At 64.0% G+C, this 25,393-nt stretch carries 22 protein-coding genes and 3 pseudogenes; 11 read left to right on the forward strand and 14 right to left on the reverse strand.

The annotated features are described in order from the left end of the window. Window positions 1–89: 89 nt before the first annotated feature. A complete protein-coding gene (gene pcaD, locus OVA00_RS04505) occupies window positions 90–875 on the forward strand; it encodes a 3-oxoadipate enol-lactonase (protein ID WP_134886316.1) in 786 nt (261 codons plus the stop codon). A gap of 141 nt (window positions 876–1,016) precedes the next feature. Here the strand turns inward: pcaD and OVA00_RS04510 are convergent. Both OVA00_RS04510 and OVA00_RS04515 read right to left on the reverse strand, forming a co-directional pair. Next, window positions 1,017–1,495 (reverse strand): annotated as a pseudogene (locus tag OVA00_RS04510) (SRPBCC family protein). A 9-nt stretch (window positions 1,496–1,504) separates the two neighbouring features. Continuing rightward, window positions 1,505–1,828, reverse strand: coding sequence for an ArsR/SmtB family transcription factor (locus OVA00_RS04515; RefSeq protein WP_060521861.1), 324 nt, complete (start codon window positions 1,826–1,828; stop codon window positions 1,505–1,507). Between the two features lie 107 nt (window positions 1,829–1,935). On the opposite strand from OVA00_RS04515, the gene OVA00_RS04520 reads away from it, so the two are divergent. Further along, the gene (locus OVA00_RS04520) at window positions 1,936–2,577 is read left to right on the forward strand and encodes a dihydrofolate reductase family protein (protein ID WP_060644430.1); all 642 of its coding nucleotides are present in this window, start codon (window positions 1,936–1,938) and stop codon (window positions 2,575–2,577) included. A gap of 126 nt (window positions 2,578–2,703) precedes the next feature. Here the strand turns inward: OVA00_RS04520 and OVA00_RS04525 are convergent, their stop codons facing one another. Then, the gene (locus tag OVA00_RS04525) at window positions 2,704–3,765 is read right to left on the reverse strand and encodes an alpha/beta hydrolase family protein (protein ID WP_034801709.1); all 1,062 of its coding nucleotides are present in this window, start codon (window positions 3,763–3,765) and stop codon (window positions 2,704–2,706) included. 196 nt (window positions 3,766–3,961) lie between these two features. On the opposite strand from OVA00_RS04525, the pseudogene OVA00_RS04530 reads away from it, so the two are divergent. Then, window positions 3,962–4,986: pseudogene (locus OVA00_RS04530) on the forward strand (helix-turn-helix domain-containing protein). Between the two features lie 81 nt (window positions 4,987–5,067). On the opposite strand, the pseudogene OVA00_RS04535 reads toward OVA00_RS04530, so the two are convergent. From OVA00_RS04535 to OVA00_RS04545, 3 genes and pseudogenes are all read right to left on the reverse strand, one after another. Then, window positions 5,068–6,246 (reverse strand): annotated as a pseudogene (locus OVA00_RS04535) (Do family serine endopeptidase); the annotation flags it as partial. Between the two features lie 193 nt (window positions 6,247–6,439). Further along, complete coding sequence (locus OVA00_RS04540; RefSeq protein WP_090425993.1) at window positions 6,440–6,886, reverse strand: hypothetical protein; 447 nt, start codon at window positions 6,884–6,886, stop codon at window positions 6,440–6,442. A 326-nt stretch (window positions 6,887–7,212) separates the two neighbouring features. Next, window positions 7,213–8,343 carry a citrate synthase gene (locus OVA00_RS04545; RefSeq protein ID WP_060584600.1) on the reverse strand — a complete coding sequence of 377 codons (1,131 nt, stop codon included), beginning with the start codon at window positions 8,341–8,343 and terminating at the stop codon, window positions 7,213–7,215. Between the two features lie 75 nt (window positions 8,344–8,418). Here OVA00_RS04545 and OVA00_RS04550 point away from each other — a divergent pair, with 75 nt between their 5' ends. Both OVA00_RS04550 and OVA00_RS04555 read left to right on the forward strand, forming a co-directional pair. Further along, a complete protein-coding gene (locus tag OVA00_RS04550) occupies window positions 8,419–9,510 on the forward strand; it encodes a citrate synthase/methylcitrate synthase (protein WP_034801767.1) in 1,092 nt (363 codons plus the stop codon). A gap of 284 nt (window positions 9,511–9,794) precedes the next feature. Next, window positions 9,795–10,496, forward strand: a complete 702-nt coding sequence (locus OVA00_RS04555; protein ID WP_326494115.1) for a cupin domain-containing protein — start codon at window positions 9,795–9,797, stop codon at window positions 10,494–10,496. Between the two features lie 148 nt (window positions 10,497–10,644). On the opposite strand, the gene minE is transcribed toward OVA00_RS04555, so the two are convergent. The 3 genes from minE to minC all read right to left on the reverse strand — a co-directional run bounded on the left by minE (window position 10,645) and on the right by minC (window position 12,585). Beyond that, on the reverse strand, window positions 10,645–10,905 hold the full coding sequence (minE, locus tag OVA00_RS04560; protein WP_034798387.1) for a cell division topological specificity factor MinE: 261 nt from the start codon (window positions 10,903–10,905) through the stop codon (window positions 10,645–10,647). After that, window positions 10,902–11,717 carry a septum site-determining protein MinD gene (gene minD / locus OVA00_RS04565; RefSeq protein ID WP_034798389.1) on the reverse strand — a complete coding sequence of 272 codons (816 nt, stop codon included), beginning with the start codon at window positions 11,715–11,717 and terminating at the stop codon, window positions 10,902–10,904. The genes minE and minD overlap by 4 nt, the downstream gene beginning before the upstream one ends. Window positions 11,718–11,832: 115 nt before the next feature. After that, the gene (gene minC, locus OVA00_RS04570) at window positions 11,833–12,585 is read right to left on the reverse strand and encodes a septum site-determining protein MinC (protein WP_268088122.1); all 753 of its coding nucleotides are present in this window, start codon (window positions 12,583–12,585) and stop codon (window positions 11,833–11,835) included. A gap of 128 nt (window positions 12,586–12,713) precedes the next feature. Between minC and OVA00_RS04575 the strand changes: the two genes are divergently transcribed. The 5 genes from OVA00_RS04575 to OVA00_RS04595 all read left to right on the forward strand — a co-directional run bounded on the left by OVA00_RS04575 (window position 12,714) and on the right by OVA00_RS04595 (window position 17,050). Beyond that, on the forward strand, window positions 12,714–12,836 hold the full coding sequence (locus OVA00_RS04575) for a hypothetical protein (protein WP_255381169.1): 123 nt from the start codon (window positions 12,714–12,716) through the stop codon (window positions 12,834–12,836). A 77-nt stretch (window positions 12,837–12,913) separates the two neighbouring features. Next, on the forward strand, window positions 12,914–13,099 hold the full coding sequence (locus OVA00_RS04580) for a hypothetical protein (RefSeq protein ID WP_034798488.1): 186 nt from the start codon (window positions 12,914–12,916) through the stop codon (window positions 13,097–13,099). A 607-nt stretch (window positions 13,100–13,706) separates the two neighbouring features. Further along, window positions 13,707–14,111, forward strand: a complete 405-nt coding sequence (locus tag OVA00_RS04585; protein ID WP_268088128.1) for a DUF1236 domain-containing protein — start codon at window positions 13,707–13,709, stop codon at window positions 14,109–14,111. A 183-nt stretch (window positions 14,112–14,294) separates the two neighbouring features. Beyond that, window positions 14,295–14,690, forward strand: a complete 396-nt coding sequence (locus OVA00_RS04590) for a cupin domain-containing protein (RefSeq protein ID WP_034798394.1) — start codon at window positions 14,295–14,297, stop codon at window positions 14,688–14,690. 311 nt (window positions 14,691–15,001) lie between these two features. Then, window positions 15,002–17,050 (forward strand): calcium-binding protein, encoded by a 2,049-nt coding sequence (locus tag OVA00_RS04595; RefSeq protein ID WP_268088130.1) that lies wholly within the window; start codon window positions 15,002–15,004, stop codon window positions 17,048–17,050. 11 nt (window positions 17,051–17,061) lie between these two features. On the opposite strand, the gene OVA00_RS04600 is transcribed toward OVA00_RS04595, so the two are convergent. The 3 genes from OVA00_RS04600 to OVA00_RS04610 are packed head-to-tail and all read right to left on the reverse strand — an operon-like array spanning window position 17,062 to window position 20,040. After that, entirely contained in the window at window positions 17,062–17,784 is a 723-nt protein-coding gene (locus OVA00_RS04600) for an ABC transporter ATP-binding protein (RefSeq protein ID WP_060521876.1), read from the reverse strand. Continuing rightward, window positions 17,781–19,022 (reverse strand): ABC transporter permease, encoded by a 1,242-nt coding sequence (locus OVA00_RS04605; protein WP_034798398.1) that lies wholly within the window; start codon window positions 19,020–19,022, stop codon window positions 17,781–17,783. Before OVA00_RS04605 ends, OVA00_RS04600 begins: the two co-directional genes overlap by 4 nt. 7 nt (window positions 19,023–19,029) lie before the next feature. Beyond that, entirely contained in the window at window positions 19,030–20,040 is a 1,011-nt protein-coding gene (locus OVA00_RS04610; RefSeq protein WP_034798492.1) for an efflux RND transporter periplasmic adaptor subunit, read from the reverse strand. A 144-nt stretch (window positions 20,041–20,184) separates the two neighbouring features. On the opposite strand from OVA00_RS04610, the gene OVA00_RS04615 reads away from it, so the two are divergent. Further along, window positions 20,185–20,871, forward strand: coding sequence for a TetR/AcrR family transcriptional regulator (locus OVA00_RS04615; protein ID WP_268088134.1), 687 nt, complete (start codon window positions 20,185–20,187; stop codon window positions 20,869–20,871). 52 nt (window positions 20,872–20,923) lie between these two features. Here the strand turns inward: OVA00_RS04615 and OVA00_RS04620 are convergent, their stop codons facing one another. After that, a complete protein-coding gene (locus OVA00_RS04620) occupies window positions 20,924–22,660 on the reverse strand; it encodes a peptidoglycan D,D-transpeptidase FtsI family protein (protein ID WP_268088135.1) in 1,737 nt (578 codons plus the stop codon). Window position 22,661: 1 nt separating this feature from the next. After that, window positions 22,662–25,118, reverse strand: coding sequence for a penicillin-binding protein 1A (locus OVA00_RS04625; RefSeq protein ID WP_268088137.1), 2,457 nt, complete (start codon window positions 25,116–25,118; stop codon window positions 22,662–22,664). Window positions 25,119–25,393: the final 275 nt, after the last annotated feature.

Genomic DNA, 25,393 nt, shown 5'->3' on the forward strand with positions numbered 1-25,393 from the left:
CAGCGCGCGTACCACCCGAGGCGCGATGTTGCGCCAAGAACGACAAAGCCGCCATTGCTGGCGGCTTTCCCGATTGGAGTTCCTGTTTCATGGCCTATCTCGACTTGTCCAGCCATCGCCTTCACTACCGCATCGAAGGCGACCAGAGCGGCAACGCGCCCTGGCTGCTCTTCTGCAATTCGCTCGGCACCGACCTCTCCATGTGGGATGCGCAGATCGCCGATCTGTCGCCCCATTTCCGCGTGCTGCGCTACGATCGCCGCGGTCATGGCCAGTCCTCGGCGCCGCCGCCGCCCTATGCGCTCTCCGACCTCGGCCAGGATGTGCTCGCGCTCATGGATGGCCTGGGGATCGAGCGGACACATTTCTGCGGCCTGTCGATCGGGGGCCTGACCGGACAATGGCTAGGTATCCATGCCGGCAAACGTTTCGACAAGATCGTGCTCTGTGCCACGGCGGCGCGGATCGGGACGCCCGAGAGCTGGGCCACCCGCATCGACAGCGTTCGGGCGGACGGTCTCGCAGGGCTCGCCGCGGCCACGGCAGAACGCTGGTTCACCCCGCAGTTTGCAGCCAGCCATGCAGAAGCCGTCGATCGCATTCTGGGCGCCTTCACCGCCACCTCGACGGACGGCTACATCGGTGGCTGCACCGCGCTCGCGGGCGCGGATCTGAGGGAGGAGATCGTAGCGATTGCCAACCCCGTGCTCGCCATCTCCGGCAACGGCGATCCGGTATGCCCGCCGGCGGACCTCGAATATATCGCCGCCCGGGTGCAGCGAGGCCGGCACCTGTCGCTGCCTGGTCGGCATATCGTCAATATCGAGTCGGCAAAGGCCTTCAATTCGGAGCTTCTCGACTTCCTTCGGCCATAGGTGCCGCGCAGATCCGTCACTTGATCGGAACGAGCGGCGACGGCTTCGCCGACGGTGCCAGTCGCAAGCTCAGACGTGGCTCCGAACAATCCTGAAAGCGGTCAATCATGAAGGCGGCGACCAACGTCCAGGCGGGCCGCGTCAGCCATCGAGCCAGGCGGCCAGACTGTCAAGCGTCTGCAGCCCGTACTCCACCGCGCCGAAGTCGATGACCGCTTGGCGGCGCTCGCGACTTGGGTGAAGCTGGCGCAGGGTCAGCACGGTCTTGCCGTCGGCCTGTTCATCGAAAGTAATCGTCATATAGAAGCGATCGGGTCGTCGGGCTCAGCAGTGCCATAGTCCACTACGATCAATTCGTTGGGCACGATCTTCAGGAAGCGCATCAGACTGGGGAAGCGCTGCTGCCGACCATCAAACTCGCCCACCATGTCGAAGCGCCATACCCCGCCCTCACGGATGTCAGCCTCATGGTTCTCGATGCTGAAGCCAGCCGGGCCATACCATTGTGCCAGCGCTTGCGGGTCCATCCAGGCGGCGAAAACCTTTTGTCGCGGGTGCTTCAGCACCTTGACCAAAACGATTTCGCGGTCGGGCGACCAGGTCTCAAAAATCGGTTCCATTGCCGTTCCCTACGTCTTGTCCAGATAGGCTTCCAATCGGTCGAGCCGTTCGGCCCAACGTCGTCGCTCCGCTTCCATCCAGGTTGCCGCCTCTTCGAAGCGCCCCCGCTCCAGTCGACACCAGCGGCTGCGGCCACGTTTCTCGCTTGCGATAAGTCCGCAATCTTCAAGCACCTTGAGGTGCTGGGCGAAGGAGGGCAGTGCCATGTCGAAGGGCTCGGCAAGGACACTCACGGGCATCTCCCCGTCCGCAAGCCGTGAAACAACGGCGCGGCGCGTCGGGTCGCTGAGTGCATGGAAGGCAAGGTCAAGCGGGGTCGAATGATAGGGCATGCGCCACACTAAAGCGGACCGCGCACGCGCGTCAATGATAATAAGGTACTTGCCTTTGTATTCGGGTGAAATTAATAAGGCATCTACCTTACTATTAGGAGAGACCAATGGCAGTTCGTGTCGATCTCAACATTTCCCTGGACGGTTTCGCGACAACCACAGATCAGACCCCGGACAATCCGTTTGGCGCTGATTGGCCGCGTCTGGTTGCCGCCTATGCTGCGACCCGAACGATGCGGGAGCGCGTGTTCAAGGACACGTCCGGAGCGGGCACCACGGGCGTCGATGAGCAATATGCGCAGTCATACTTCTCAAACATCGGTGCTGAGATTATGGGTGCCGCCATGTTTGGATTTCACGCTCACCCAAACGATCCCGACTGGCGCGGCTGGTGGGGGGAAGAACCTCCGTTTCGCGTCCCGGTCTTCGTGCTCACGCACATGCCGCGGCCTCCGATCGAGATGGCCGGAGGCACCACATTTCATTTTCTGAACACGTCCCTTGCCGATGCACTCCGGCAGGCGACGAGCGCTGCGGACGGTAAGGATGTCCGTATTGGCGGCGGACCCACGGTCGTGCGCGCCTATCTCAAGGCAGGCCTTGTCGATAGCTTGCATGTGGCGATCGCACCCATCCTGCTCGGGCGGGGTATCCGTCTTTGGGACGATCTGCGCGGGTTGGAGGCCGGCTACACCGTCAAGGCAGAAACGGCCGAGAGTGGGACTGTCCACCTCACGTTTCAGCGCTAGCAGCGGACCAGAGCGATGGCAGCTTCTCGTCTCCTCGGACGATGCCATCTCTCCGGGCAAGACCGAAATCGAACAGACCGAGCACAGGGCGACGCGTGTCATCGCCCTGCGGCCAGTATGACGATGCTATCGATTCGCCAGTGTTTTCTGCAGGGCCTCGCGGGTCAGCTTGCTGATCTCGGCATGAATATCGGCGCGCGGCCGTTCCGTCGTGCCGCAAATCGGATCGACCTCGCCGAAGGATTCAAGCAGTTCGGCAGCGCCGTCCTTGCATATCGGCAGGAAGCTGAAGTGGTCTGCTCCGGCGACCGTGGCATAGGAGCCCTTCGGCGTCAGCGCCGCCAGCGGCTCGGAAGCGACCGCAAGCGGGATCGTCTCCTTGCTGCCGAGATTGATGAAATGCATCGGGATCGCGATCGCCTTGAGGCTGTCTTCCACATAGGCCTGGGCGAGGCCGGGGTCGACGAGTACGGCGCCTTTGATCCGAGGATCCCGGTTCGACTGCTCGAAACGCGCCTTGTCGACGGTGCGAAGATCGAGCTTGTCGACGTCGACCGGCGTGTCGTCGACATAGCCCCTGCCGCCGACGAACCAGGCGCAATCCCACTTGCCGTAGCTGTCGCAGTAGCCGGCATAGGCCTCGAGGCTCGCTCTTGCCCCTGAAATCTCCATGGCGGTCGAGCCGCCGAGAGAGAATCCGAGGACGGCGATCCGCCCGGGGTCGATTGCAGCGCTCCATTGCGGATCCCGGGTGAACGTGTCGATCAATGCCGAGAGGTCGGCCGTCCTTTCCCAAAGCTTCGGCGTGTTGGCAGGCGTCGAGTCGCCGCTGGTGGTGCCGGGATGGTTGGGGCCGGCGACGATGAAGCCGGCCGCCGCGAGCTCGGCCGCAAGCCAGCTCATCGCCTCGACGCGGCCGCCCGAACCATGGGACAGAACCACCAGCGGATACCGGCCCTCGCGCAAGGGGGCGTTCTTCGATGCGGGCGATCCCTCGAAGATGCGATTGTCGCCGACAAGCACCGGCTCACCGCCGGCTTTGGCGGGATACCAGACGGTGACGGCGAGTTGGCGTTCCCGCTTCGGTGCGGCAACGTCGATCTCGCGGACGCCGACGTCATCGGCTTGCGCCGAGGCGGCCAGGCTCAGAAGGAAGGCAGCGGCGGGAATGAACTGGAGGAGGGGCATTGGGCATCTCGCTGTGTTGGAAAAGACGGCCGATCGTCACCGACGCCCCGCTTGTCCGCGTCCTCGATCGCGATTGAGGTCGTCCCGAATCGCGATCTGGGCAATGATCCGCCCATCGAAATGCCTGCTTGCCGCTCGCCTGCCTGCCGTTTGTCTGCCCGCCTTTGTCTGCCCGTTTTTGTCTGAAGGACATGCCTTGATCTTTCTGCCGCTCCCGTTCGTCGTCGCCTTGCTGCTTCTTATCCTGCTTGCGTTCATGCTGCATGGCGACGAGCCAGGGCGGCGCAACCGGCCGTTCCTCGCTCTGGTGGCGCTCTGTGCGCTCCAGTCGGTGATCGTCGGGCTGCGTTGGGGCTATGACGTCACTGCGTTGAAGTTTGCGCTGCCGGTGCTTGCGAGCGGTGTGCCGCCGCTGGTGCTTGCGAGTTTCCACAGCCTGATCCGCAGAGACGAGCGCAGTGCTGCTGCGGCGGGGTGGGTCCATGCGGCGCCGACGATCGGTATGTTCGCGCTCGTGCTGTTCGCGCCATCGATTTCGCCTTGATCGTCGAATATGTCGGATACGCGCTGGCGCTCCTGAACCTGGCGCGCGTCGGTACGGATGCGCTGGAGGAAGCGCGCTTCGAAGGTGCGGCCGCGGCGCACCGCGCCTTGCTCATTGCCGCGTTCTCGCTCTGCCTTTCGGCGCTCTTCGATCTTGCGATCCTTCTGGATTTCGAATGGACGAGGGGCGCGAATATCGGCCTCATCGTCAGTAACGCGAACTTGCTGGGCCTGCTCTTCATCGGGCTGACAGCCATGGTCGCGGACCGTGCGCGTGCGCTTCCGGCCGCCGGCGCGGTCACCGACGAGGATCCTGTTGCAAAGCCGCAGGACCGCGAAATCCTCGACAGGATCGATCAACTGCTCGTCAGTCAGAAACTGGCCCGCGACGAAAACCTCACCTTGTCACGTCTGGCGCGGCGCGCGGGCCTGCCCGCCTGGCAGATATCGACCGCCGTCAATCGGCTGGCGGGCAAGAACGTCTCGCAATACATCAACGATATCCGGATTGCTGAGGCCTGCCGGCTGTTGCGCGAAACCGACATGTCGGTGACCGCGGCCATGCTGGAATCCGGCTTTCAGACGAAATCGAATTTTAATCGCGAGTTTCGCCGCGTCACCGACTTGAGCCCCGTCGCCTGGCGCGAGCAGAACCGGACCGGAGCGCTTGCCGCCTGACTGATGCCATGGCGATGCCCGGCCGCGGTGCGGCCGGGCTGGTTGGAGGCAAGGTGTGCGGTGACGTACTTGCGACGGTTACTGCTGGTCTGCGGCATTGTCGCCGATCGTGATCGCAACATCCTTCGTCTTGCCGGTCCGCCATAGGCTCAGGTTCTTCGAGGTGCCGGGCGAGAGGTCGGCGACCATGCGCGACAGGTCACGCGGCGACTTCACCGGGTTGCCGCCAAGCGCGATGATGATGTCGCCGGCCTTGATGCCGGCCTTGGCCGCGGGCGTTCCGCCACTGACGCCGACAACGAGCGCGCCCTCAGGCTGGGCAAGGCCGATGGCGTCGGCGATATCAGCCGTGACCGGCTGTATCTGCACGCCGATGAAGCCGTGCTGGATCGAACCATCCTTCATCAACTCAGTGACGACCTTTTGCGCCTGGTCCGAGGGGATGGCGAAGCCGACGCCGACGCTACCGCCGTTCGGCGAATAGATCGCCGTGTTGATGCCGACCACCTGGCCCTTTGCGTCGACCAGCGGTCCGCCGGAATTGCCGTGGTTGATCGGGGCGTCGATCTGGATGAAATCGTCATAGGGACCGCTGTGCAGGTCGCGGCCGCGCGCCGAGACGATCCCCGACGTGACCGTCGTGCCGATGCCGAACGGGTTGCCGATCGCCAGCACCTGGTCGCCAACCCGCAAGGTGTCGGAATCGCCCCAGGCAACTGTTGCGAGCGGCTTCGGCGCCGTGATTTTCAGGACTGCGAGGTCGTTCTTCGGGTCGGCGCCGACAAGCTTGGCCGGCACTTGCGTGCCGTCGTCGAGCGTCACCATGATGCTCGATGCCTTGTCGATGACGTGGTTGTTGGTGACGACGTAGCCGTCCGCGGTCACGATGAAACCGGAGCCGAGCGCTTCGGCCCGTTGACGCTGACGCTGCTCAGGCGCCTGGTCCGGCAAGGGGATGCCCTGATCGTGGAAGAATTGGCGGAATTGTTCGTCGAAGGGCGAATTTCCGCCCGGTTGCGACGGTTCGCTCGCACCGGCGTTGTCGGCCTTGATCACGGTCGTCACGGTGACGACCGCCGGCTTGTCTGCCGACACGACCGGCGCGAAGGATCCGCCGGATGTGGCCGGGACTGCAACGGCCGGACTGGCCGCCGCAGCGGCCACGTCATGGCCTGTGAAGGCTGCTACAGACAAGGGCGCAATGATGACGGCTGCGCCAAGGAGGGCGGCAGCTCGATACCTCGTGAGAATGTTTGACATGATCCTGTTCCTTTCGCTGCCTGTTTGCCGGACGAACTTGGCCGGACGCAGCCCGAGGCAGGTCGGGTCTGCGGGCACCGTCGGCCGGCATTGGATTAAGGGGCGGTCTGGTTACCGAAGGACCAGGCCCTTGAGCAGGCCCGGCCCCATCGGTTACGGCTCACCCGAAGACGGGTGAGCCTCAACGTGTCGGTCAAGCCATTCGGGCGATGTCGCGGTCGAGATGGCGAACGTCACCCTGGAGCCGGGCGTAGGACTGGGCCGGCAGCATGCCGTGATGGGCGGCGGCGGTCTTGACGGCGTCGGCGCGCACAGCACCGTCTTCGCGTTCAAGCTTCCGGTAGTTTGCTGCCGTCAGCTTGCCCTGTTCGTGGTCGGCGTTGATGCGGTGGTTGTCGACCCGGAGTTCATGCAGGACGTGATCGAGCCGCGTCGATGCAATGTGGGTCGGTGTCCGGTAGACCGGCATGGCCGGGGTTGCCATGTCGTCCTGGGCGAAAATGCCCTGGTAGTAATCGCCGGTATAGGCACCCTTGTCGTTGTCGCGGCCGAAATCGTGGTGATCGGCAGCAAAGGCGGCGCCGCTTAAGAGAACGAGGGCGACGGTTGCGATGGTGGTGGTCTTGAAGGGCGAGCGCATGACTGCATCTCCTGAATTGAAGGAAGCGCCGCGCGCTTCCGTTCGAGGCTGTCTCCTATTGTCGCGTCACGGCCGAAGCGGTCGCCGGCAATATTCAGCCTCGAAAATGAAGGTATTACTTCCGTGCGCCGCCGTCATGTTAATAACGCGTAATATTTCGGCAGACATCTCCGGAAATCCGCTTCATTAACATTATTTAATAAAGGCCAATTCGCTCCAGATTGACGGATATTCTTTCCCCAGGCGCGTATTGTGGCCCTTTTGCGGCCGCCCGCCCGCGCCTTTTCTAGTCAATCGAGCTTAGGGCTGAGGGCGCGGAGGAGGAGCTACGATCCGGCATAGTGGGCGCGCGGCCGGATCAGATCGCCGCTGACGACCTGTTCCATTGCGTGCGCGAGCCAGCCGACGGTGCGTGCAAGGGCGAATATCACCATCGGCGCGTCATCGGGTAGATCATAGGCAGCAGCGAGCGCCGCCAGAGAGAAGTCGAGATTGGCCGGTTCTCCGAGCAGTTCCTCGCCGGCCTCGGCCAGCGCGGCATAGAGCGGCGGCACGTCGAAGCTCGACATGATGGCCTTCGCGCGCGGGTCGCCGTCCGGATAGAGCCGGTGGCCGAAAGCCCGGACCACGCCGTCCGAAGACAGCATGGTACGGATCGCCTCGCGCACCCCGCCCACGGCCGCCTGTTCGGCAAGCCGCGTGACGCTCAGCCAGGCGCCGCCGTGCCTGGGGCCGGTGAGGGTGGCAAGCCCCGAAAGTGTGGCGGCGGAAAGTGCGGCGCCGGACGACGCGGTGACCCGTGCTGCAAAGGCGGAAACGTTGAGCTCGTGTTCCGCCGTCAGCACCAGGCATCGGCGGATCGGCTCCGCCGCCTCCGGCCGCTCCCAGCCGTGCGCCAGGCGCTCGTGCAGCGGCACATTTTCCCGCGACGGCGCAAGTCCGGCGGCAACGGTCGCCAGCACCTCGGCGGCCTCGGCCTTCAGGATGGCGGGCCTGCGTCCGAGCGCCGGCAGGTCGGCTTCGATGCGCCCGGCGAGAAGCGTAAAGGTCGTTGCTAGCCGCGATTGGCTGCTGCCGGGATCGCGCGCTGGAACAACAACCGCCGCCGGTGTCAGCCAGAGCAGGGCGGCGACCTCCTCCAGGGTCGCTGTGGTGGCAAGTTCGATCGCGTTGCTGCCGCGGTAGGAGAGCTGCCCTCCGGCGATGCTGGAGATCGTCGTTGGCAGTACCGGCTCGCCCCAGCGGATCGTCTCGGCCGCCACGACCGCCGCCTGCCGCCTGCCGGCGTGGCGCTCGGCCAGCCGGTGCACGTCGTCGGCCTGGTAGAGGCTGCGGCGCGGGTCGGCGGGGTCGGGCTTGGCGCGAATGCGGCCGCGGCTGACATTGGCATAGAGCGTCTGCCGTTTGCTGCCGAGCTTGGCGAGCGCCTCTTCGGCGGTGATCCAGAGTGTATTCATGTTGATCAATAGCATCAAGATTGACGTCAATAGGTCTAGGTCGGATCATCCTCGGCGTAAAGGAGAAACTTGATGATGAAGAACGGACTTGAAGACGTCGTCGCCGCCGAAACGCAGCTCTCCCATGTTGACGGCGAGGCGGGTCAATTGATCATCCGCGGCGTCTCGCTCGATCACCTGGCCGGCCACGCAAGCTATGAGGATGTCGTGGCGCTGTTGTTCGAGGGGCTGCTGGGGCCGATGCCGGACCGGGTTGAACTCGCGAAGCGGCTGGGTGAGAAGCGAGCGGAAGTGTTCGCCCATGTTGGCGCCATCGACGATGCGTTGCTGGAACTGCCGCCGGTCGACATCATGCGCGCGCTCATCGCCCGGCTCCCGGATGGGGAGGACCTCGATACGGCCCTACGTCTGCTCGCCGCGCCGGCCGTCTTCCTGCCGGCGGCGCTGCGCATGAAGAGCGGTGAAGCTCCGGTCGCGCCGACGCCGGCGCTGTCGCACGCCGCCGATATCCTGGCGATGCTCTGTGCCAAGGTGCCGAGCAGACAAGAAGTGGCGGCGCTCGACGCCTATCTGGTGACGATCTCGGACCACGGCCTCAACGCCTCGACCTTCGCCTCACGCGTGGTCGCCTCCACCAAGGCCGGTCTCACCTCTTCGGTGCTTGCCGCCATCGGGGCGCTCAAGGGGCCGCTCCATGGCGGCGCGCCTGGTCCGGTGCTCGACATGCTGGACGCGATTGGAACGCCTGAGAATGCGGAGGCCTGGCTTTCCGACGCGCTCGACCACGGCGAACGGCTGATGGGCTTTGGCCACCGTGTCTATCGTGTCCGCGACCCCCGCGCCGATGCGCTGAAGGGCGCGCTGAAACGACTGATCGCTGCGCATCCGGCCAACCGCGATCGCATTCGACTGGCAGAAGAGGTCGAACAATCGGCGCTCGCCGTCCTGAAGGTGCGCAAGCCCGACCGCCCGCTCGACGTCAACGTCGAGTTCTACACGGCGCTGCTGCTCGATGCGCTGCGCTTCCCGCGCGACGCCTTCACCGGCGTGTTCGCGATCGGTCGCACCGTCGGCTGGATCGCCCATGCCCGCGAGCAGGCGCTGGAAGGCCGCCTTATCCGGCCGCGTTCGCTCTATGTCGGGCCGCTGCCGCAACAGGCCGCGTGAGTGTTCTATGCTGAGGCGGAGACCATCCGCGCATTTCGCAGGTGTTGTTGAAAGAACGCCTTCAGGTCGCGGAAGTCATCGAAACCAAGGACGGTCGCAAAACGGGCGACCGTCGTCGGCGAGACGGCGCAGACTGACCTCCCCCCCCCCACATCGGCGCGCCGCTTCGCGCCCAGAACCAAGGAGTTTACCAATGGGATACAAGCCGTCTCCCCGTCCTGTCTTTGATCGTCCTAGCCACATCCCCTATGCCGGCGTCACGCGGCATCTCTGGGGCGAGGAAAATGCCGGTCTCGTTGACGGCTGGATCTACGCCTCGACGGAAAGCATTCACCAGATCGTCTTCATGCAGCCCGGCGGCTGCTTCAAGCATACGATGGCCTCCCGCGATCTTCGGGGCGTACGAGGTTCTCTACGTGCTGAGCGGTACACTTGGCCTTGCCAACCCCGAGACGGGTGAATTCTGCATCGCGAAGGAAGGCGAGGCGCTGTTCTTCCGCAAGGAAACCTGGCACCACGGTTTCAACCTTGGCAACGAGCAGGTCCGCGTGCTGGAATTCTTCGCGCCGCCGCCGGCCAAGGGCACGTCAGGCCCCTATGCGCGCACCAAGCCCTATATCGAGATCGAGCAATCGCGCTATGGCCAGAGCGAGTCCATCGGTCGCTGGCCGATGGACGCCGACGCCCAGCGGAAGGCCAGGACAATCCATTCGATGCGCGATGCCGATCTGCTCTTAAGCCTCGATCGGCAAACGCAGGGCGCCTATACCGGCCTCTATTGCGCGACCGATCAGCTCACCGTCGGCAAGACGACGCTGCTTTCGGGAAAACGCACCGGCATGGAGCGCCACAAGGGTGACGAATGCCTCTACTTGGTGTCGGGTATCTTGAACATCCATGTGCCCGATGCCGAAAGCCAGGTCTGGTTCGAGCTCAACCCGCGCGACGGCTTCCGGCGGGTTTCGATCACCAATATTTCAACATGACGGGCGACAAGGTGGAGTTCGTCTTCGGTGTCGCCCCGGAGTACTAGTCTCAAACAAAAACATACGGCAGTACCCGCTGGATGCTGCCGTATCTGAAAACAGGAAGTCGGCCGAGAGGAACGTTGCTTCCCAAATAAGTTGGCGGCCCTTAGGCCGCCTTCTTTGCGTCGAAGGGGATCTCGATATCGACGGCGAGCGTTGAGACCTGGGGGCCGCGTTCCATCGTTACGCGGACCTTGTCGTCGTCGATCTGCATGTGTTTGGAGATCGCCTGGAGGATTTCGTCGCGCAGTTTGGTGACGAGATCGCTATCGCCGGCGGATGCGCGCTCATGGGCGAGCAGCACCTGCAGCCGTTCGCGGGCGGCCGGCGCTGACTGTGTGCGGGAGAAGAAACGGAAAAGGTTCATGCCGCTTTCCTTCCGAAGATCTTGCCGAGGAAGCTGCGCTTCTCGCCGGGGATGTTGATCGGCAGGGCCTCGCCCTTCAGTCGGCGAGCCGCCTCGAAATAGGCGAGCGCCGGGGCCGAGCGGGTGTCGGCCAGCGTGACCGGCGAACCGACGTTGGACGCGCGCAGCACGTCGGCGCTTTCCGGAATGATGCCCATCAGCGGGATCGACAGGATTTCGAGCACGTCGTCGACCTTCAGCATGTCGCCGCGCTCGGCGCGTACCGGGTCGTAGCGGGTAAGCAGCAGGTGCTTTTCCATGCGCTCGCCGTTTTCCGCCTTGAGCGTCTTGGAATCGAGCAGGCCGATGATGCGATCGGAATCGCGCACCGACGAGACTTCCGGATTGGTCACGACGATCGCGATGTCGGCGTGGCGCATGGCCAACGTGGCGCCACGCTCGATACCGGCGGGGCTGTCGCAGATGACCCAGTCGAAGGCGCTCTGAAGGGCGGCGATGACCTTCTCGACACCTTCCGGCGTCAGGTTGTCCTTGTCGCGGGTCTGGGAGGCCGGCAGCAGATAGAGCGTTTCCAAGCGCTTGTCGCGGATCAGCGCCTGCGACAGCTTGGCCTCGCCCTGGATCACGTTGACCAGGTCATAGACGACGCGGCGTTCCGCGCCCATGACGAGGTCGAGATTGCGCAGACCGACGTCAAAGTCCACGACGACGACTTTCTCGCCGTTCTGAGCGAGTGCGGCGCCCAGTGCGGCGCTGGACGTCGTCTTGCCGACGCCGCCCTTGCCCGATGTAACTACGACTACCTTGCCCATTCGTCTCTCCAAGTATCTAAGAATTCGCCTTCGCCTACGTCCTCGTGACCCCGGCCGGATCGACCTGAATCACCAGATGCGGATGGCAAGCATCCACACCTTTCCTTGCCTCGGCCTAACCGAGCGTTCCGGCCTTCAGCTCTTCGCCGTCGAGCCAGATCTGCACGGACTTGCCACGCAGATTCTGCTCCATGTCGTCGGCCGTCTTGTAGAAGCCGTCGATCGCAATCAATTCCGCTTCGAGCTTGCGGCAGAAGATCCGCGCCGAAGCATTGCCCGTGGTGCCGGCCATCGCCCGGCCGCGCAGCGCGCCGTAAATGTGGATCGAGCCGCCGGCGACGACTTCGGCGCCCGAGGCGACCGAGCCGATGATCGTCACGTCCCCTTCGGGGAAGAACAGCGACTGGCCGGAGCGCACCGGCTGGGTGACGACGATCGACGGCGTCGCCTTGGTGGCAAGCGGTTCTGCCGTGATCACGGTTTCCGCGGCTGCTTCCGCTTCCGGCGTCTCGCTCTTTTCGGCCTGTTCCGCCATCTTGGCTTCGTAGTCCGCCGCCGGGCGACCGTCGGTCATCGCGGGAGGAAGGTCAGCGCCGAGCAGAGACTGGCGCGCGCCTTCGATGCCCATGATGCGCACATTGCGCTTGCCGAGCTGGTCGACGAGTTCGCGCAGTTGCGACCGGTCGATATCAAGGCCGTCGACATCAAGCACGACCGGGCGTCGCAGGAAGAAACCGGCGGAGCGGGAGGCGAGATGGTCGAGGCGGGTGAGCCAATCCTCGAGCGGAAGCTCGGGGGTCAGCGCTAGCGCAAGGAAGGATCGCCCCTTGAGGCGGATCGGCCGGGATTCGGTTAACACATCATTCATCTTGGTAAATTTTCCGTTGCTTCGGTGTATCGATCAAATGGTTAACAAATGGTTAATTCGGCAATGCGAAGGTTAATGAGGCGGCGCTGAGGACCGGTCGCCGGCCGCTGGAAAACAAGGAAAATCGGGTGGCCGAAAAAGCCGCTCTTTTGCCCATCGTCGCCTTGGCTTCGGCCGATCAGACCCTGCGCCCGGCGCCGAGCGACGCAGAAAGCCTCGATACGGCAAGGGCGATTCGTCCGGGCTCATGAGGGGAGTTGACATTGGAACGCTAAAATAAGAACATAACAAGAACAAAGCGGAGGTTCCCATGAGTCGGATGGAGACCATGACCCACACGGAAGAAGTGATCGAACGCGCCATGGCCGCCGTTGCGGCCGCCCGAAAGAAGCGGGAACGCGAGGCCGAATGGCGCAAGCGCACCTTCGGCCGCATCGACATGGCGCCGCCGTTGCCGCGGCTGAAGCGTGGCGGTGTCCAGCTTTCGCTTCGGCTCGACGGTTCCGCACGCTGACGAAGGAGCGGGCCGCTCAAGGCCCGGCAGCTGGATGACGGGCGAAGCGAGTCGAAGCTTCGAGAGGAATGAACATGAGGCATCGTCGAAGCATCGACCTGATGCCGCGCGAAGACGCCACCGTTGACGGGGCGACCTTGGAACTCTTGCCGGAATGGTACGTGCTCGTGGCGCAATGCGGGAAATGTCGACACCAGGGGCGGATCGATCGCCGGCTTGTTGCAAACAGGCGCGGATGGGGCGTCTCTCTCAATTCCATCGGCCCGGCGCTGAAATGCGTACGCTGCGGCAACAGGGAAGGGAACAAACTGCTTCTTGGCCGGTTGCCCCGTGACTGATGGGCGGTGCGGGCAGAAAGCGTGGCGGGGCAGATGGGTTTGCCTTGAGAGCGCACGAAGGCGTCTCAGTCACATAGAGGGTGATTCTCTGCTATTTGTACTATAGAATTGATAATGGTCGGTGCCTCTTTGAATTGTATGGCGTTGATGTCGATCATACATTGATTGTTAATGAAATTTATCAAGCGTGATGCGCTGAAATTAGCGTGGATTCGGAACAAATTATTATTCTTTTCGTTGATGTGGTGATCAAACGAAAGGATTAGATCATGAAGAAGCTTATAATCGCCGCGGCTGTTGTTTCTTTGATGGCAGGATCCGCATTTGCTGAGGATGCCAACCAGAAAGCCGGCACGGCCGCAGGCATCGTTGGCGGCGCAACCGCGGGTGCCGTCGTCGGCGGGCCGATCGGTGCCGGTGTGGGTGCCGTGGTCGGTGGCGCGCTCGGCGGAGCGCTGACGCCGCCGCCGCCGGAAGTCATCACCTATGTCGAACAGCAGCCCGCACCGCCTTCGGTCGTCGTGCAGGAGCAGGTCGTGATCGGTAAACCCATCCCGCAAGCCGTCGTCCTGACGCCCGTACCCGGTAATCCGCGCTACGCCTATGCGGTCGTAAATGACCACCGCGTGATCGTCGAGCCGCAGTCGAGAACGGTGGTCCAAGTCATCAACTGACCGTAGGCGGTCTTCATACTGTAGTCTCTCAGGGAGGGGTGGCGTTCCGCGCCGCCCCTTCCTTTTGCCCAGCTATCGATAAGGCGAGGCATCAAATGCCCTTGAGCGCTCAGCGGGATCGGTCGTGTCGATTGGTTCAACCTGATAAACTGCTGGCCGGATTTCATCGGCGGGGAGCACGTCATGGGAGCTGTCGCGCATGAAGACTGGCCGATCGAGATGTGGCGCCCGGGGGTTGAGACCCGCATGCTCATCTCCGCGCTCAATGGCGCTTCCGGATTGTGCCTGTTCGAACAATGGATCGCGCCCGGCGCCGGCGCGCCCACCCATAGCCATCCCGTCGAAGAGGTGCTGACGGTGGTGGCGGGGCAGGCGGAAATGTGGATCGACGACGAACGTTTCATCCTCACCAGCAATCAATCGCTGATCGTGCCGAAATTGCGTCGGCACGGGTTTGCAAATGTCGGCGGCGAAACGCTCCACATTCGCGCTGTGCTCGCATCCGCAGCCTTCGAGGCAAGCTTTGACGATGCAGCGGAAGCGACCAGGCGCTGGGCAGCCGCGCCGGTGCAGGGATAGGTCGGCACCTCCCATAAGCCACCACCCGAACTTCGGGCAAAGCCGTCGTGTCCGGCAGCGACCGGCTATCGAGGCTCGTGGCCTTCTTTCCCGAAAAGCTCGCACGCGTGTTTCTCACGCCGAGGGACGCACGGCGCCGAGGATGAAAATATACGCGCGAAACAACTAATATAAATCTCGAATTATATTGCCAGTATTTCGAGTATTTATTCGGTATTGCTTTACGAGTTTATATAAATACAGTCCGCATAGAAGTGTCGATATTTCCGTGGCAAAGTATTCTTGAAAATTGTTTGAAGGGGAGTGATCGCATGGCGAGGATCGTAGGTTCCTATGGGAACGACGTTTTGAAGGGTACCGCGGAAAGCGACCGCATCTGGGGGCTTTTCGGCGCCGACACGATCGACGGCGGCGCTGGCGATGATTTCGTCAGCGGCGGCGGCGGGCGCGATACCCTGATAAGCTCGAGCGGCTTTGATCGGCTCGACGGCGGTGCCGACGACGACCAGATCGTGCTGAACGGGACCGGCGGTGCGGTCACCGGAGGGGCCGGCTATGATGGTCTCGTGGTCGATTTCTCACAAACCTCCGAGCGCATGGTGTTCAACGGCGGGTCCGGCCACGGTTATGTCGGAGATCCTGCGCTCGCCGGGCGCCACGTCTTCTTCCACGATATCGAGTGGTTGCGGGTGCTTGCCGGCAGCGGCGACGACCGGATCGCCGGCACCGCCTCAGGCGACAACATCTCGACGGGCGCCGGCAACGATGTCGTCTACGCCGGTGGCGGAAACGATCTCATAACCAACAGCGGCGGTCACGATCGTCTCAATGGCGGCGCCGGCAACGACCGCTTCGTTCTCATCGGTACCGGCAGCACCGTCTCCGGCGGCAGCGGCACCGATACGCTGGCTATCGATCTCGTCGCCGCCAAAGCCCCCGTCGTCTTCAACCTGCAAAACGGCCACGGCATCATCGGTCATCAGACATCGGGCGAGCGCCATATCTTCGTCACCTATGACGGCATCGAAAAGATCGAAGTGACGACGGGAAGCGGCAACGACCGGATCCTGGGGAGTACGCTTTCCGATGTCATCCAGACCGGCGGCGGCAACGACTTCGTCGACGCGGGTGTCGGCGACGATACGATCATCGACGGGCTCGGCGCCAATCGCCTGTTTGGCGGTGACGGCCGCGATCAGATCACCTCGACGCTGTATTCGGCAGAAATCGACGGTGGGGCGGGCCAGGACTGGTTATGGATCAAGGAAACGCAGCGCACGAGCGACCTGACGGTCGACTTCTCCGCCGGAGGGGCCTCGACCGGCACCGTCATTAGCGGCATCGAGGAGGCGAGCCTCATGCTCGGCAGCGGCAACGATCGGGTGATCGCCGGCGATCTGACCTATCTCGTGGTCGAGGCCGGCGCTGGAAACGATCACCTCGAGGGCGGCGCCGGAGGGGATGCGCTCTATGGCGAAGACGGCAATGATTACATTCACGGGGGTGCCGGAAACGACTCGATCGTCACGGGCGCCGGTGACGATGTGGCCTATGGCGGCGACGGAATGGACACGCTAGCCAATACCGGCGGCAGCGACGTGCTCGATGGCGGCGCCGGAGACGACTGGCTGCAGGACACCTTCCCCGGCGGTGGCAGCCTCGGTGTTGCGTCGATCCTGCGCGGCGGCGCGGGCAACGACACGATCAATGCCCGCTACGTCGGCGAGGTCGATGGCGGTGAAGGCCGGGACCTCCTGAACCTCAACTATGGCGGCCTGCCGGAGGCGATGGACTTCGACGCGGCACGGGGTGTCACCCATACCGGCCTGACGTTCACCGGTATCGAATATTTCAACGTTTCGAGCGGGGGCTACGACGACGTACTGCGCGGCGGCGACGACAACGACACTTTTTACGCCTCGAGCGGCAACGATATCCTCGAGGGGCGCGGCGGGGATGACAAGCTGACGGGCGCGTCGGAAAACGACCAGCTCTTCGGCGGCGACGGGGCGGATTTCCTCGATGGAGGGTCCGAGAACGACCTATTGAGCGGCGGTAACGGCAGTGATGTGCTGACGGGTGGCCGCGGCGCGGACACCTTTTACTGGTCGTCGGAAACCTCCGGCGAGGTGGGCCTCGATCGCATTCTCGATTTCGATGGCCGGCAGGGTGACCGCATCGCCTTTTCCCACGAGGCCCAGGACACAACGGGTATTCACAGCTATGCGGATTTCCTTGCCGCAGCGCGCGACACGGCCGATGGCGTGTTCGTCTCCTTCAATGGCTCGGAAACCGAAGGCATTCTGATCGAGGATAGCTCGCTCTCGGTTCTCTCCGAAAGCGATCTCGTCTTCGGCTGAGGCCTCGTTCGTCAGGCCTCCGGAGCTGCGCCTTCGTCTTGGCGCGCGGCATTGATCGTCTCCGTGGTCAGGTGCCCATCGATGAGATGAAGGCGCCGGTCCATGCGCGCGGCCATATCCAGGTCATGAGTGACCGCGACCACGGTCTTGCCCTCTTCGCGCACCAGCGTTTCCAGGATCCTGAAGACCTGCTCGGAGCTCGTGCTGTCGAGACTGCCGGTCGGTTCGTCGGCGAGGATCAGCGGCGGGTCGTTGGCGAGTGCACGGGCGACCGCCACGCGCTGGCGCTGGCCGCCCGAGAGCTGATCGGGCCGCTTGTCGAGGTGATCGGCAAGCCCGAGTGCCGCAAGCAGCTCGCTTGCCTTCCCACGCATCTCGCTCCGGCCGAGGCGGCCGAGCTTGCGCATGGGAATTTCGACGTTCTCGCGGGCGGTAAATTCGGGCAACAGGAAGTGGAACTGGAAGACGAATCCGATATTGGCGAGCCGCGTGGCTGCCCGTTCGTTCTCGTCCATTCGCTCCGTGTCGCGACCGCGGATCATAAGCGTGCCACCCGTCGGCCGGTCGAGCAGGCCGAGCAGATAGAGGAGCGACGACTTGCCGGAACCGGAGGGGCCGGTGACAGCGACGAATTCCCGCTCGCCGATGGTGAGCGATATGTCCTTCACCAGCGTGACAGGTACGGTCTCCCTGAGGATCCGCGTCAAATCCTTGGTTTCGATCAGCGTGCTCATGTCGCGCCCCGGATGATATCGACGGGATTTGCCCGGGCCGCGCGCCGCGCCGGCAGGTAGCCGGCAACCGCTGCCGATCCGAGCGCGAAAGCGGCGGCGATCAGATAGTGCAACATGCTCCAGGCGATCGGTAGCCGGGTCATCTCCTGGCCGGTGGCGGCGAGCTCGAAGCGGACGAGCGAAAGGCCATAGATCATTGCCAAGCCGAACGCCCAGCCGACAAGCGTGCCGACTGTCGCGATCGCCACGCCTTCGAGCACGAAGAGGATGCGCATGTCGGTCTCGGTGAAGCCGAGCGATTTCATGATGGCGATGTCGCGCGCCTTCTCGTGCGTGATCGTCGAGATGATGTTGAAGATACCGAAGCCGGCGACCAGCATGATCGCAGCGACGACCGTGTACATGATGACGTTGCGCACGACGAGCGCCTCGAGGATCGACTCGTTGGCCTCCTGCCAGGCGATCGCCTTGTAGCCGAGTTCCGCCTCGATACGCCGGGCGACGGTCGGGGCGGCGTTCGGATCGTCGAGCTTGATGTTGATCACGTTGATCGCGTTGGGCCGGGCTGAGAGGATTTGGGCGTTTTTCTGCAGCACATAGGCCTCGCCCTCGTCGCGCGCCGTCGTGCCGGTGTGGAAGAGGCCGACGATCTTGAAGCGGCGGCTGAGCCCTTCCGAAGAGACGGCGGTGATCGTGTCGCCGATCTTGGCACCGAGCCGGGAGGCCATGGTATCGCCGATCACCACATTGTTGCCGCCGGCGGCAAGGGCGGCGAAGCTGCCCGCCCTGAAATCTCCGATGATCGGCGAGACCCGCGGCTCCGCCTGCGGATCGATGCCGATGACGGCGGCGCCGACCTCCTGACCGGAATAGCGAAGGACGCCCTGCGCCCTGAGGGTGGCTGCAAAGCGGCCGGGGATCCAGCCGTCGAGCCAGGAGAGCGCTGCCGTTGGGTTGATGATGCCGCGGCGGTCGTCGCGTGGCCTGAGGCCGGAAATGGCCGCGGCACTAAACAGGTCTTCCGCCGGCTGGCGGCGCGCCGTGCGTTGCTCGTCGGTCACCTGCACATGGGGCATCGTGTCGACGAGCTGGCGAACGAAGTCGTCCTGGCCGCCCTGCATCAGCGCTGCCATGGCGATGGAGAAGCCGACGCCGACCGCCACGCCCAGCATCGCGACGATCGTCTGTCGGCCTCGGCCGGTGATGTGCGTCAGTGCGATGTCGAGGATGAGGCGCATGGCGGGCTCATTTCTCCGGCGAAGGGGTGGCCTTCACCCGCGTGCCATCGGCAAGACCGGTCGGGAAGGGCGAGACGACGCGCGCGTCGTCTTTGAGGCCGGAGAGGACTTCGACGCCGTCGGCGCCGCGGATGCCCGTTTTCAGTTCTCGGATCCGTGCGCGATTGCCGTCGATCACGGCGGCCTTCGCTCCTTCCAGCGCCACGGTCGGGATGATCAAGGCGCCATTGGCGACCCGCACGATGATGTTGACGTCGGTCGACATGCCGATCCGAAGCGGCGTGTCGTCGGGCAGCCGAAAGCGCACGCGATAGGTCTTCGTTACCGGATCACCCTTGGGCGTGATGCTGTCGACCGTCGCTTCCAGCTTGCGGTCGGGGAAGGCATCCGATCGGAGCAGCGCCTTCTGGCCGACTTCGACGCGCGGGATATCCTCTTCGTTGACGTCGGCGGTGACGATCAGCGGTTTCGGCTCTCCGACCCAGAAGAGCACCGTGCCGAGATCCGCGACCTCGCCGATCTCGCCGTCCTGCCTGAGTACCTGGCCGGCGCTCGGTGCGCGCAGCACATAGGTCGCGAGCCGCGCCTGGCGGCCGGCGACGAGCGCTTCGAGCTGGCCGAGTTCGCTGCGCGCCCGGTCGACTTCCTGTTCGCTGATCGTGCTGCGTTCGGCGAGCGCCAGCTTGCGCCGATATTCCTCCTGCGCCAGCGTCAGCCGCGCCTGTAGTTCGCCAAGCGCCGCCCGTGCCTCGGTGTCGTCGAGGCGGGCGAGCACGTCACCCTTGGCGACACGCTGTCCCTCGCAATTGCACTGCTCGACGATGCGCTCGGCGACCGTCGGGGTGACTTTCGCCCAGGTGCGCGGCTCCACCACGCCATCCGCATAGATGATCTCCGCCGCATCGCCGCGTTTCGGCGAAATGACGGAGACGGGAACCGGGCGAAGAAAATACCAGGCGCTTGCCGCACCGACGGCAACGACAACGGCCGCTCCGATTGCATAACGAGTGAGCCGCACGAGACGCTCCTTGAACGCTTCCAATCCGTTCTGTATGAATAGACCGACGGTCGGTTTGTTTCAAGGCTGCCGATTTCCTCGACCTTCAGGAGCGTCGTGGACCGCGCCGCAAACCCGTGCTAAGCCGCCGTCCTGGGAGCGCTCATGGTCAGAACGAAGAAATTGCCGGAAGTCCGATCGAACGAGTTGATCGATTGCGCCGAGCGCTTGTTCTTTCTGCACGGCTACGAGAATACGACGGTCAACGACGTCATCCGCGAGGCCAATCTATCCAAGGGCGCCTTCTACCACTATTTCGTTTCGAAGGAGGCCTTGCTGGAGGCGGTCGCGACCCGCCTGGCTGAGCGGAACCTGAAGGAATTGCAGCCGCTTTTCGAAGATCCGTCGCTCGATGCAGTCGGCCAGCTGAATGCGCTTTTCGCCGGCTCGCGGCGGCTGAAGCTCGACATGGCGCCGCAGCTGAAGAACAGCTTCAACGCCCTCTTCAAGCCCGAAAATGTCGCGCTCTATCATCGTATCGACGAGGCGCTGATGGCCGTCAGCCTGCCGCTGGTCGCCGAAATGCTGCGGCGTGGGCACGCGGACGGAACGCTCGATGCGCCCGATCCGGAAGCTTCCGCCCTGATGTTGCTGCAACTGCGGCTGAGTGTCGCCAAAGTGATGCACAAGGCCTTGCAGCGACAGGAGGCCGGCGACCTCGACGGCGCGGCTGCGATGCTCGACGGCTGGATGCGAACCTACGGCACCGCCATCGAGCGCTTTCTGAAGCTCCCGGATGGAACGATCGAAGTGACCGAACCGGGTTTCTCCCGCGCTTTCCTTGAAGCATAGCCGACGGTTCGGTTGCCGGCTCGCGCGTCATTGCCTGCCGCGGCGGCAGGGATCAAAGCGCTCCGTCGATCGCGCCGCTGTTGCGCTCGCCTGTGTTCGTCGGAGACGGAAAGAGCTGGGAGCCAAAGGCGCCCTGGCTGCTGATCTCGGGGAAGCTGACGTCTGCGATTTCGAAATCGGGCATGAGCGCAAGCATCGGCAAGATCCGTTCGAAAACCGCGCCGCCCAGCGGTGCTGCATTCCAGCCGGAGGTGCGGAAGCCATAGGTCTCCTTCAGACCCTTGGGCTCGTCGAGCAAAGTGAGAAGCAGATAGCGCGGATTGTCGACGGGAACGACGCCCATGAAGGATGTGATGTTCAGCTCCTTCGAGTAGCGCCCGCTGACCACCTTTTCGGCGGTGCCGGTCTTGCCGCCTATGAAATAGCCTTTGACCTCCGCCTTCTTTGCCGAGCCGGTCTTGGCGTTGAGCCGCAGCAGATAGCGCAGCGCCTCGCCGGTCTCCGGCTTGATCAGATTGCGCGCGATGATGCGTTCGTCGAGCGCCGCACCCTTGATCAGAGTTGGCCTTATAAGGCGCCCACCGTTGACGAGCGCCGCCACCGCGATGCTCGCCTGCAGCGGCGTCACGGCGATGCCGTGGCCGTAGGAGGCGGTCGCCGTTTCGATCTCGCCCCAGCGTCGCGGCAATTGTGGATGGGCGCTTTCGGGCAGTTCCGTCGTCAGCCGCGACGTCTGCCCGAAGCGCGTCAGGAATGCCTGCAGGTTCTCCGGGCCGACGGATATCGCCATTTTCGCCATCGAGATGTTCGACGAATAGATGAAGGCCTCCGGCACCGTCAGCGGTCGATGCTGGCCGCGGTAGTCGTTGATGCGGAAGCGGCCGAAGGCGAGCGGCTTGCTGGCGTCGATGACGGAGCGGAGCGTGAACTGGCCGGAATCGAGCGCCATGGCCGTCGTCAGTGCCTTGAAGGTCGAGCCCATCTCGAAGGTGGCGGCGGCGATGCGGTTGATACGGTCGGGCTTCAGCGCGTCCACGGGCAGGTTCGGGTCGAAATCCGGGTAAGAAACGAGCGCCAGGATCTCGCCATTGGTGACGTCGAGCACCAAGCCGGCCCCGGCCTTGGCGCTGAACTTGGCGATCGCCTTGCGCAACTCGACCTCGAGCGCATGCTGGATGCGGATATCGAGCGTCGTGCTCACCGGCTCGAGGTTGCGATGGGAGAGATCCATGCCGCTCTGGCGCAGCACCTCCAGCCCCTGGCCCTCGATCCAGCGCTCGATGCCGGCGATGCCAATATTGTCGATATCGACCGCGCCGAGCACGTGGGCGGCAAGCGTGCCGTTGGGATAGAAGCGCTGTTTCTCGCGCTGGAAGCCGATCGCTGGAAGGCCGGCGTTCCAGACGGCCTGCTCTTCGGCCGGCGTCACTTGCCGCTTGATCCAGGCAAACGCCGCACCGCTCTTCAGCCGACGATAGAGGTCGCGCCCGTCGAGATCAGGGAAGATCGCTGTCAGTTTCTCGACTGCTTCGTCCACATCGACGATCAGTCGAGGCTCGGCGTAAAGCCCGGAACTCGGCACGTCGATCGCCAGCAGATTGCCGTTGCGGTCAAGGATCGAGGGACGGCCGAGCGACGGCGGCGGCGGTATGTAGCCGGTGCGCTCGTAGTCGGCGGCGCCGAGCTGGACGAGACGCGCGAGCATGAGGCCGAAGACGAGCGCGAACGCGCCGATGACGAGGAGAAGGCGGCCGCGGGGATCCGGCCGGAGCTGAGCCTTGCGTGCCATCTCAATAAAGTCCGTTGCTGTTGGTAAGAAGCTTCGCCCGCTGTTCGGGCGTAAGGTCCGCATCGGCCGTGGCCGATGTGCTCGCCGTCTCGAAGCCGTCGATGACCGGGCAGCCGCCGGCGCAAGGGGCAGTGCCCGGCTTGAAGGATTCGAGAATGGCACCCGGCGTGCCCGCCGGGACCGGTTGGCCGCTCTTCCGGTCGATCGCCTCGACCATCATGCCTGTTGGCGCGTGGAAATCGGCCGCGGCCCGCCCCGCAAGAGCCACCTTCATGAAATCGATGAAAATGGGTGCGGCGAGGCCGCCGCCGGTTTCGCCGTAGCCCATGGGCTTCGGCGTGTCGTAGCCGAGGAAGACACCGGTGACGATATCGGGCGTGTAGCCGACGAACCAGACGTCCTTCTCGTCATTGGTGGTGCCGGTCTTGCCGGCGATCGGCACGCCGAGCGAGCCGACATTTCGAGCGGTGCCACGTTCGACAACGCCGCGCAGCATCGAAGTGACCTGATAGGCTGTCATCGGATCGAGCACGTAGTCGCGGTCGTCCACGGGCATGGGCTCTTCCTGGCCGGTCCAGTCGGAGGCGTTGCAAGCGTCGCACTTGCGCTGGTCGTGGCGAAAGATCGTGCGGCCGTAACGATCCTGGACGCGATCGACCATCGAAGGCGTGACGGCCCTGCCGCCATTGGCGATGACCGCATAGGCCGAGACCAGCCTGAGCAGCGTCGTTTCGCCGGCGCCGAGCGACATCGGCAGGTAAGGCTTCAGCTCGTCATAGATGCCGAAACGCTTGCCGTAGTCGGCGACCAGATCCATGCCGAGATGGCGGGCAAGGCGCACGGTCATCAGGTTGCGGCTGTTTTCGAGCCCGACGCGCAGCGTCGAGGGACCGCTGAAGCGACCGTCGTAGTTCTTCGGTTTCCACATTCGCCCGGCGCCGTCGGCAAGGGCGATCGGCGCATCCATCACCAGCGTCGTCGGCGCATAGCCGTTGTCGAGGGCGGCGGCATAGACGAAGGGCTTGAACGACGAGCCCGGCTGGCGATAGGCCTGGGTTGCGCGGTTGAATTCCGACTGGGCATAGGAAAAACCACCGGCGACCGCCAGCACCCGGCCGGTGTTCGGATCCATGGAAACGAGCGCGCCCTGCACGAGCGGCGGTTGCCGGAGCAAGTAGCCGTCGCCCGCCTTTTCCACATATACGACGTCGCCGGGCGCCAGAGCCCCGTCGGGTCCCGCGGCGCAGCCCCGCTTTGCCTTGGCCGAGCGGCAGAGCGCCCAGGCCATGCCCGCCCGGCCAAGGCGGATCGTCTCGTTGGTGCCAAGAGCACCGCTTCGTTCCGCGACCGTCGGCCTTAGCCCGATCTCTGCTCCATCCTTGTCGGTCGCCATCACCACGCCGAGCCGCCATTCCGGCACGTCGGCGAGCGGCTGGAGCCTGGCAAGCGCCGGCGCCCAGTTTCCGGTCGAAGGGAGCCTGGCGACGGGGCCGCGGTAGCCCTTTGCCTGGTCATAGGCGACGAGGCCTTTGCGCAACGCCGTCATGGCGGCGACCTGCAATCGCGGATCGAGCGTCGTGCGCACGGAGAAGCCGGCCGTATAAAGGGCAGCATCGCCGTATCGGGCGTTGAGCTGGCGGCGGACGTCCTCGGTGAAATAGTCGGAACTGGCGACCGCGGGCGATTGTTGGCGTTGCCTGACGCCGAGCGAGGAAGCGGATGCCTTTGCGGCGGCGGCGGTGTCGATGACGCCGTTCTGCCGCATCTGGTCGATCACCCAGTTGCGGCGGCCGGTTGCCCGCTCCGCCTGGCGGTCCGGGTCGTAATTGTTGGGCGCCTTCGGCAGGGCTGCGAGGAAGGCTGCCTCCGCGACCGAGAGCTCGCTGACCGGCTTGTCGAAATAGGTGAGCGCTGCCTGCGCCACGCCATAGGCACCGCGCCCGAGATAGATGTCGTTGAGATAGAGTTCGAGGATGCGGTCCTTGGAATAGGTCTGGTCGATCCGCAGCGAAAGGATCGCCTCGCGCAGCTTGCGCTCCACAGTCCGGTCCGACGTCAGCAGGAAATTCTTGGCGATCTGCTGCGTGATCGTCGAGCCGCCGATCATGCGGCGACCGGAGCCGTAGTTGGCGAGATTGGCAAAGAGCGCCGTGCCGATGCTCGCAACATCGATGCCGGGATGGGTGTAGAAGTTCTTGTCCTCGGCGGAGAGGAACGCCTGGCGCACGCGTGCGGGGATGGTGGCGATGGGCAGGAACAGCCGGCGTTCCCGCGCGAGTTCCGCGACCATCGTGCCGTCGGCGGCATAGAGGCGGCTGGTCACCGCCGGCTCCCAGTTGGCGAGCGTGCGGTGATCGGGCAGGTTTCGCGTCAGGGCTGCGACGAGCGCGGCGGCGGCCAGCGCGACGACGACAGTAAGATTGAGGCATGTGCCGAGCAGATTTACGAGGAGCTTCATAACGGGCAGAGCGGACCTTCATGGCAGCAGGCAGCGTCGCCGACACGGGTGTTCGTGGGGCGGGCAGCGCATGCGGAGCGGAGTATCGGGGTGCGCCTACGTCCGCGGACGTTGGCTCGGTGACGGTGCCTGCGGCCGCTAGGGCCAGATGAAACGGCGCATGGATCAGGTCTCCGAAAGCGGTGCGGCTGACCGCGCCTTTCCTGAGTTGGCGGCTTCCGGGCAACGGCACGCACCGCCGATAAAGTTCACCGTAAAGGGATTGTGCTTACGCA

This window comes from Ensifer sp. SL37 (assembly GCF_026672675.1).
In the GTDB taxonomy this organism is placed as follows: Bacteria; Pseudomonadota; Alphaproteobacteria; order Rhizobiales; family Rhizobiaceae; genus Ensifer; species Ensifer adhaerens.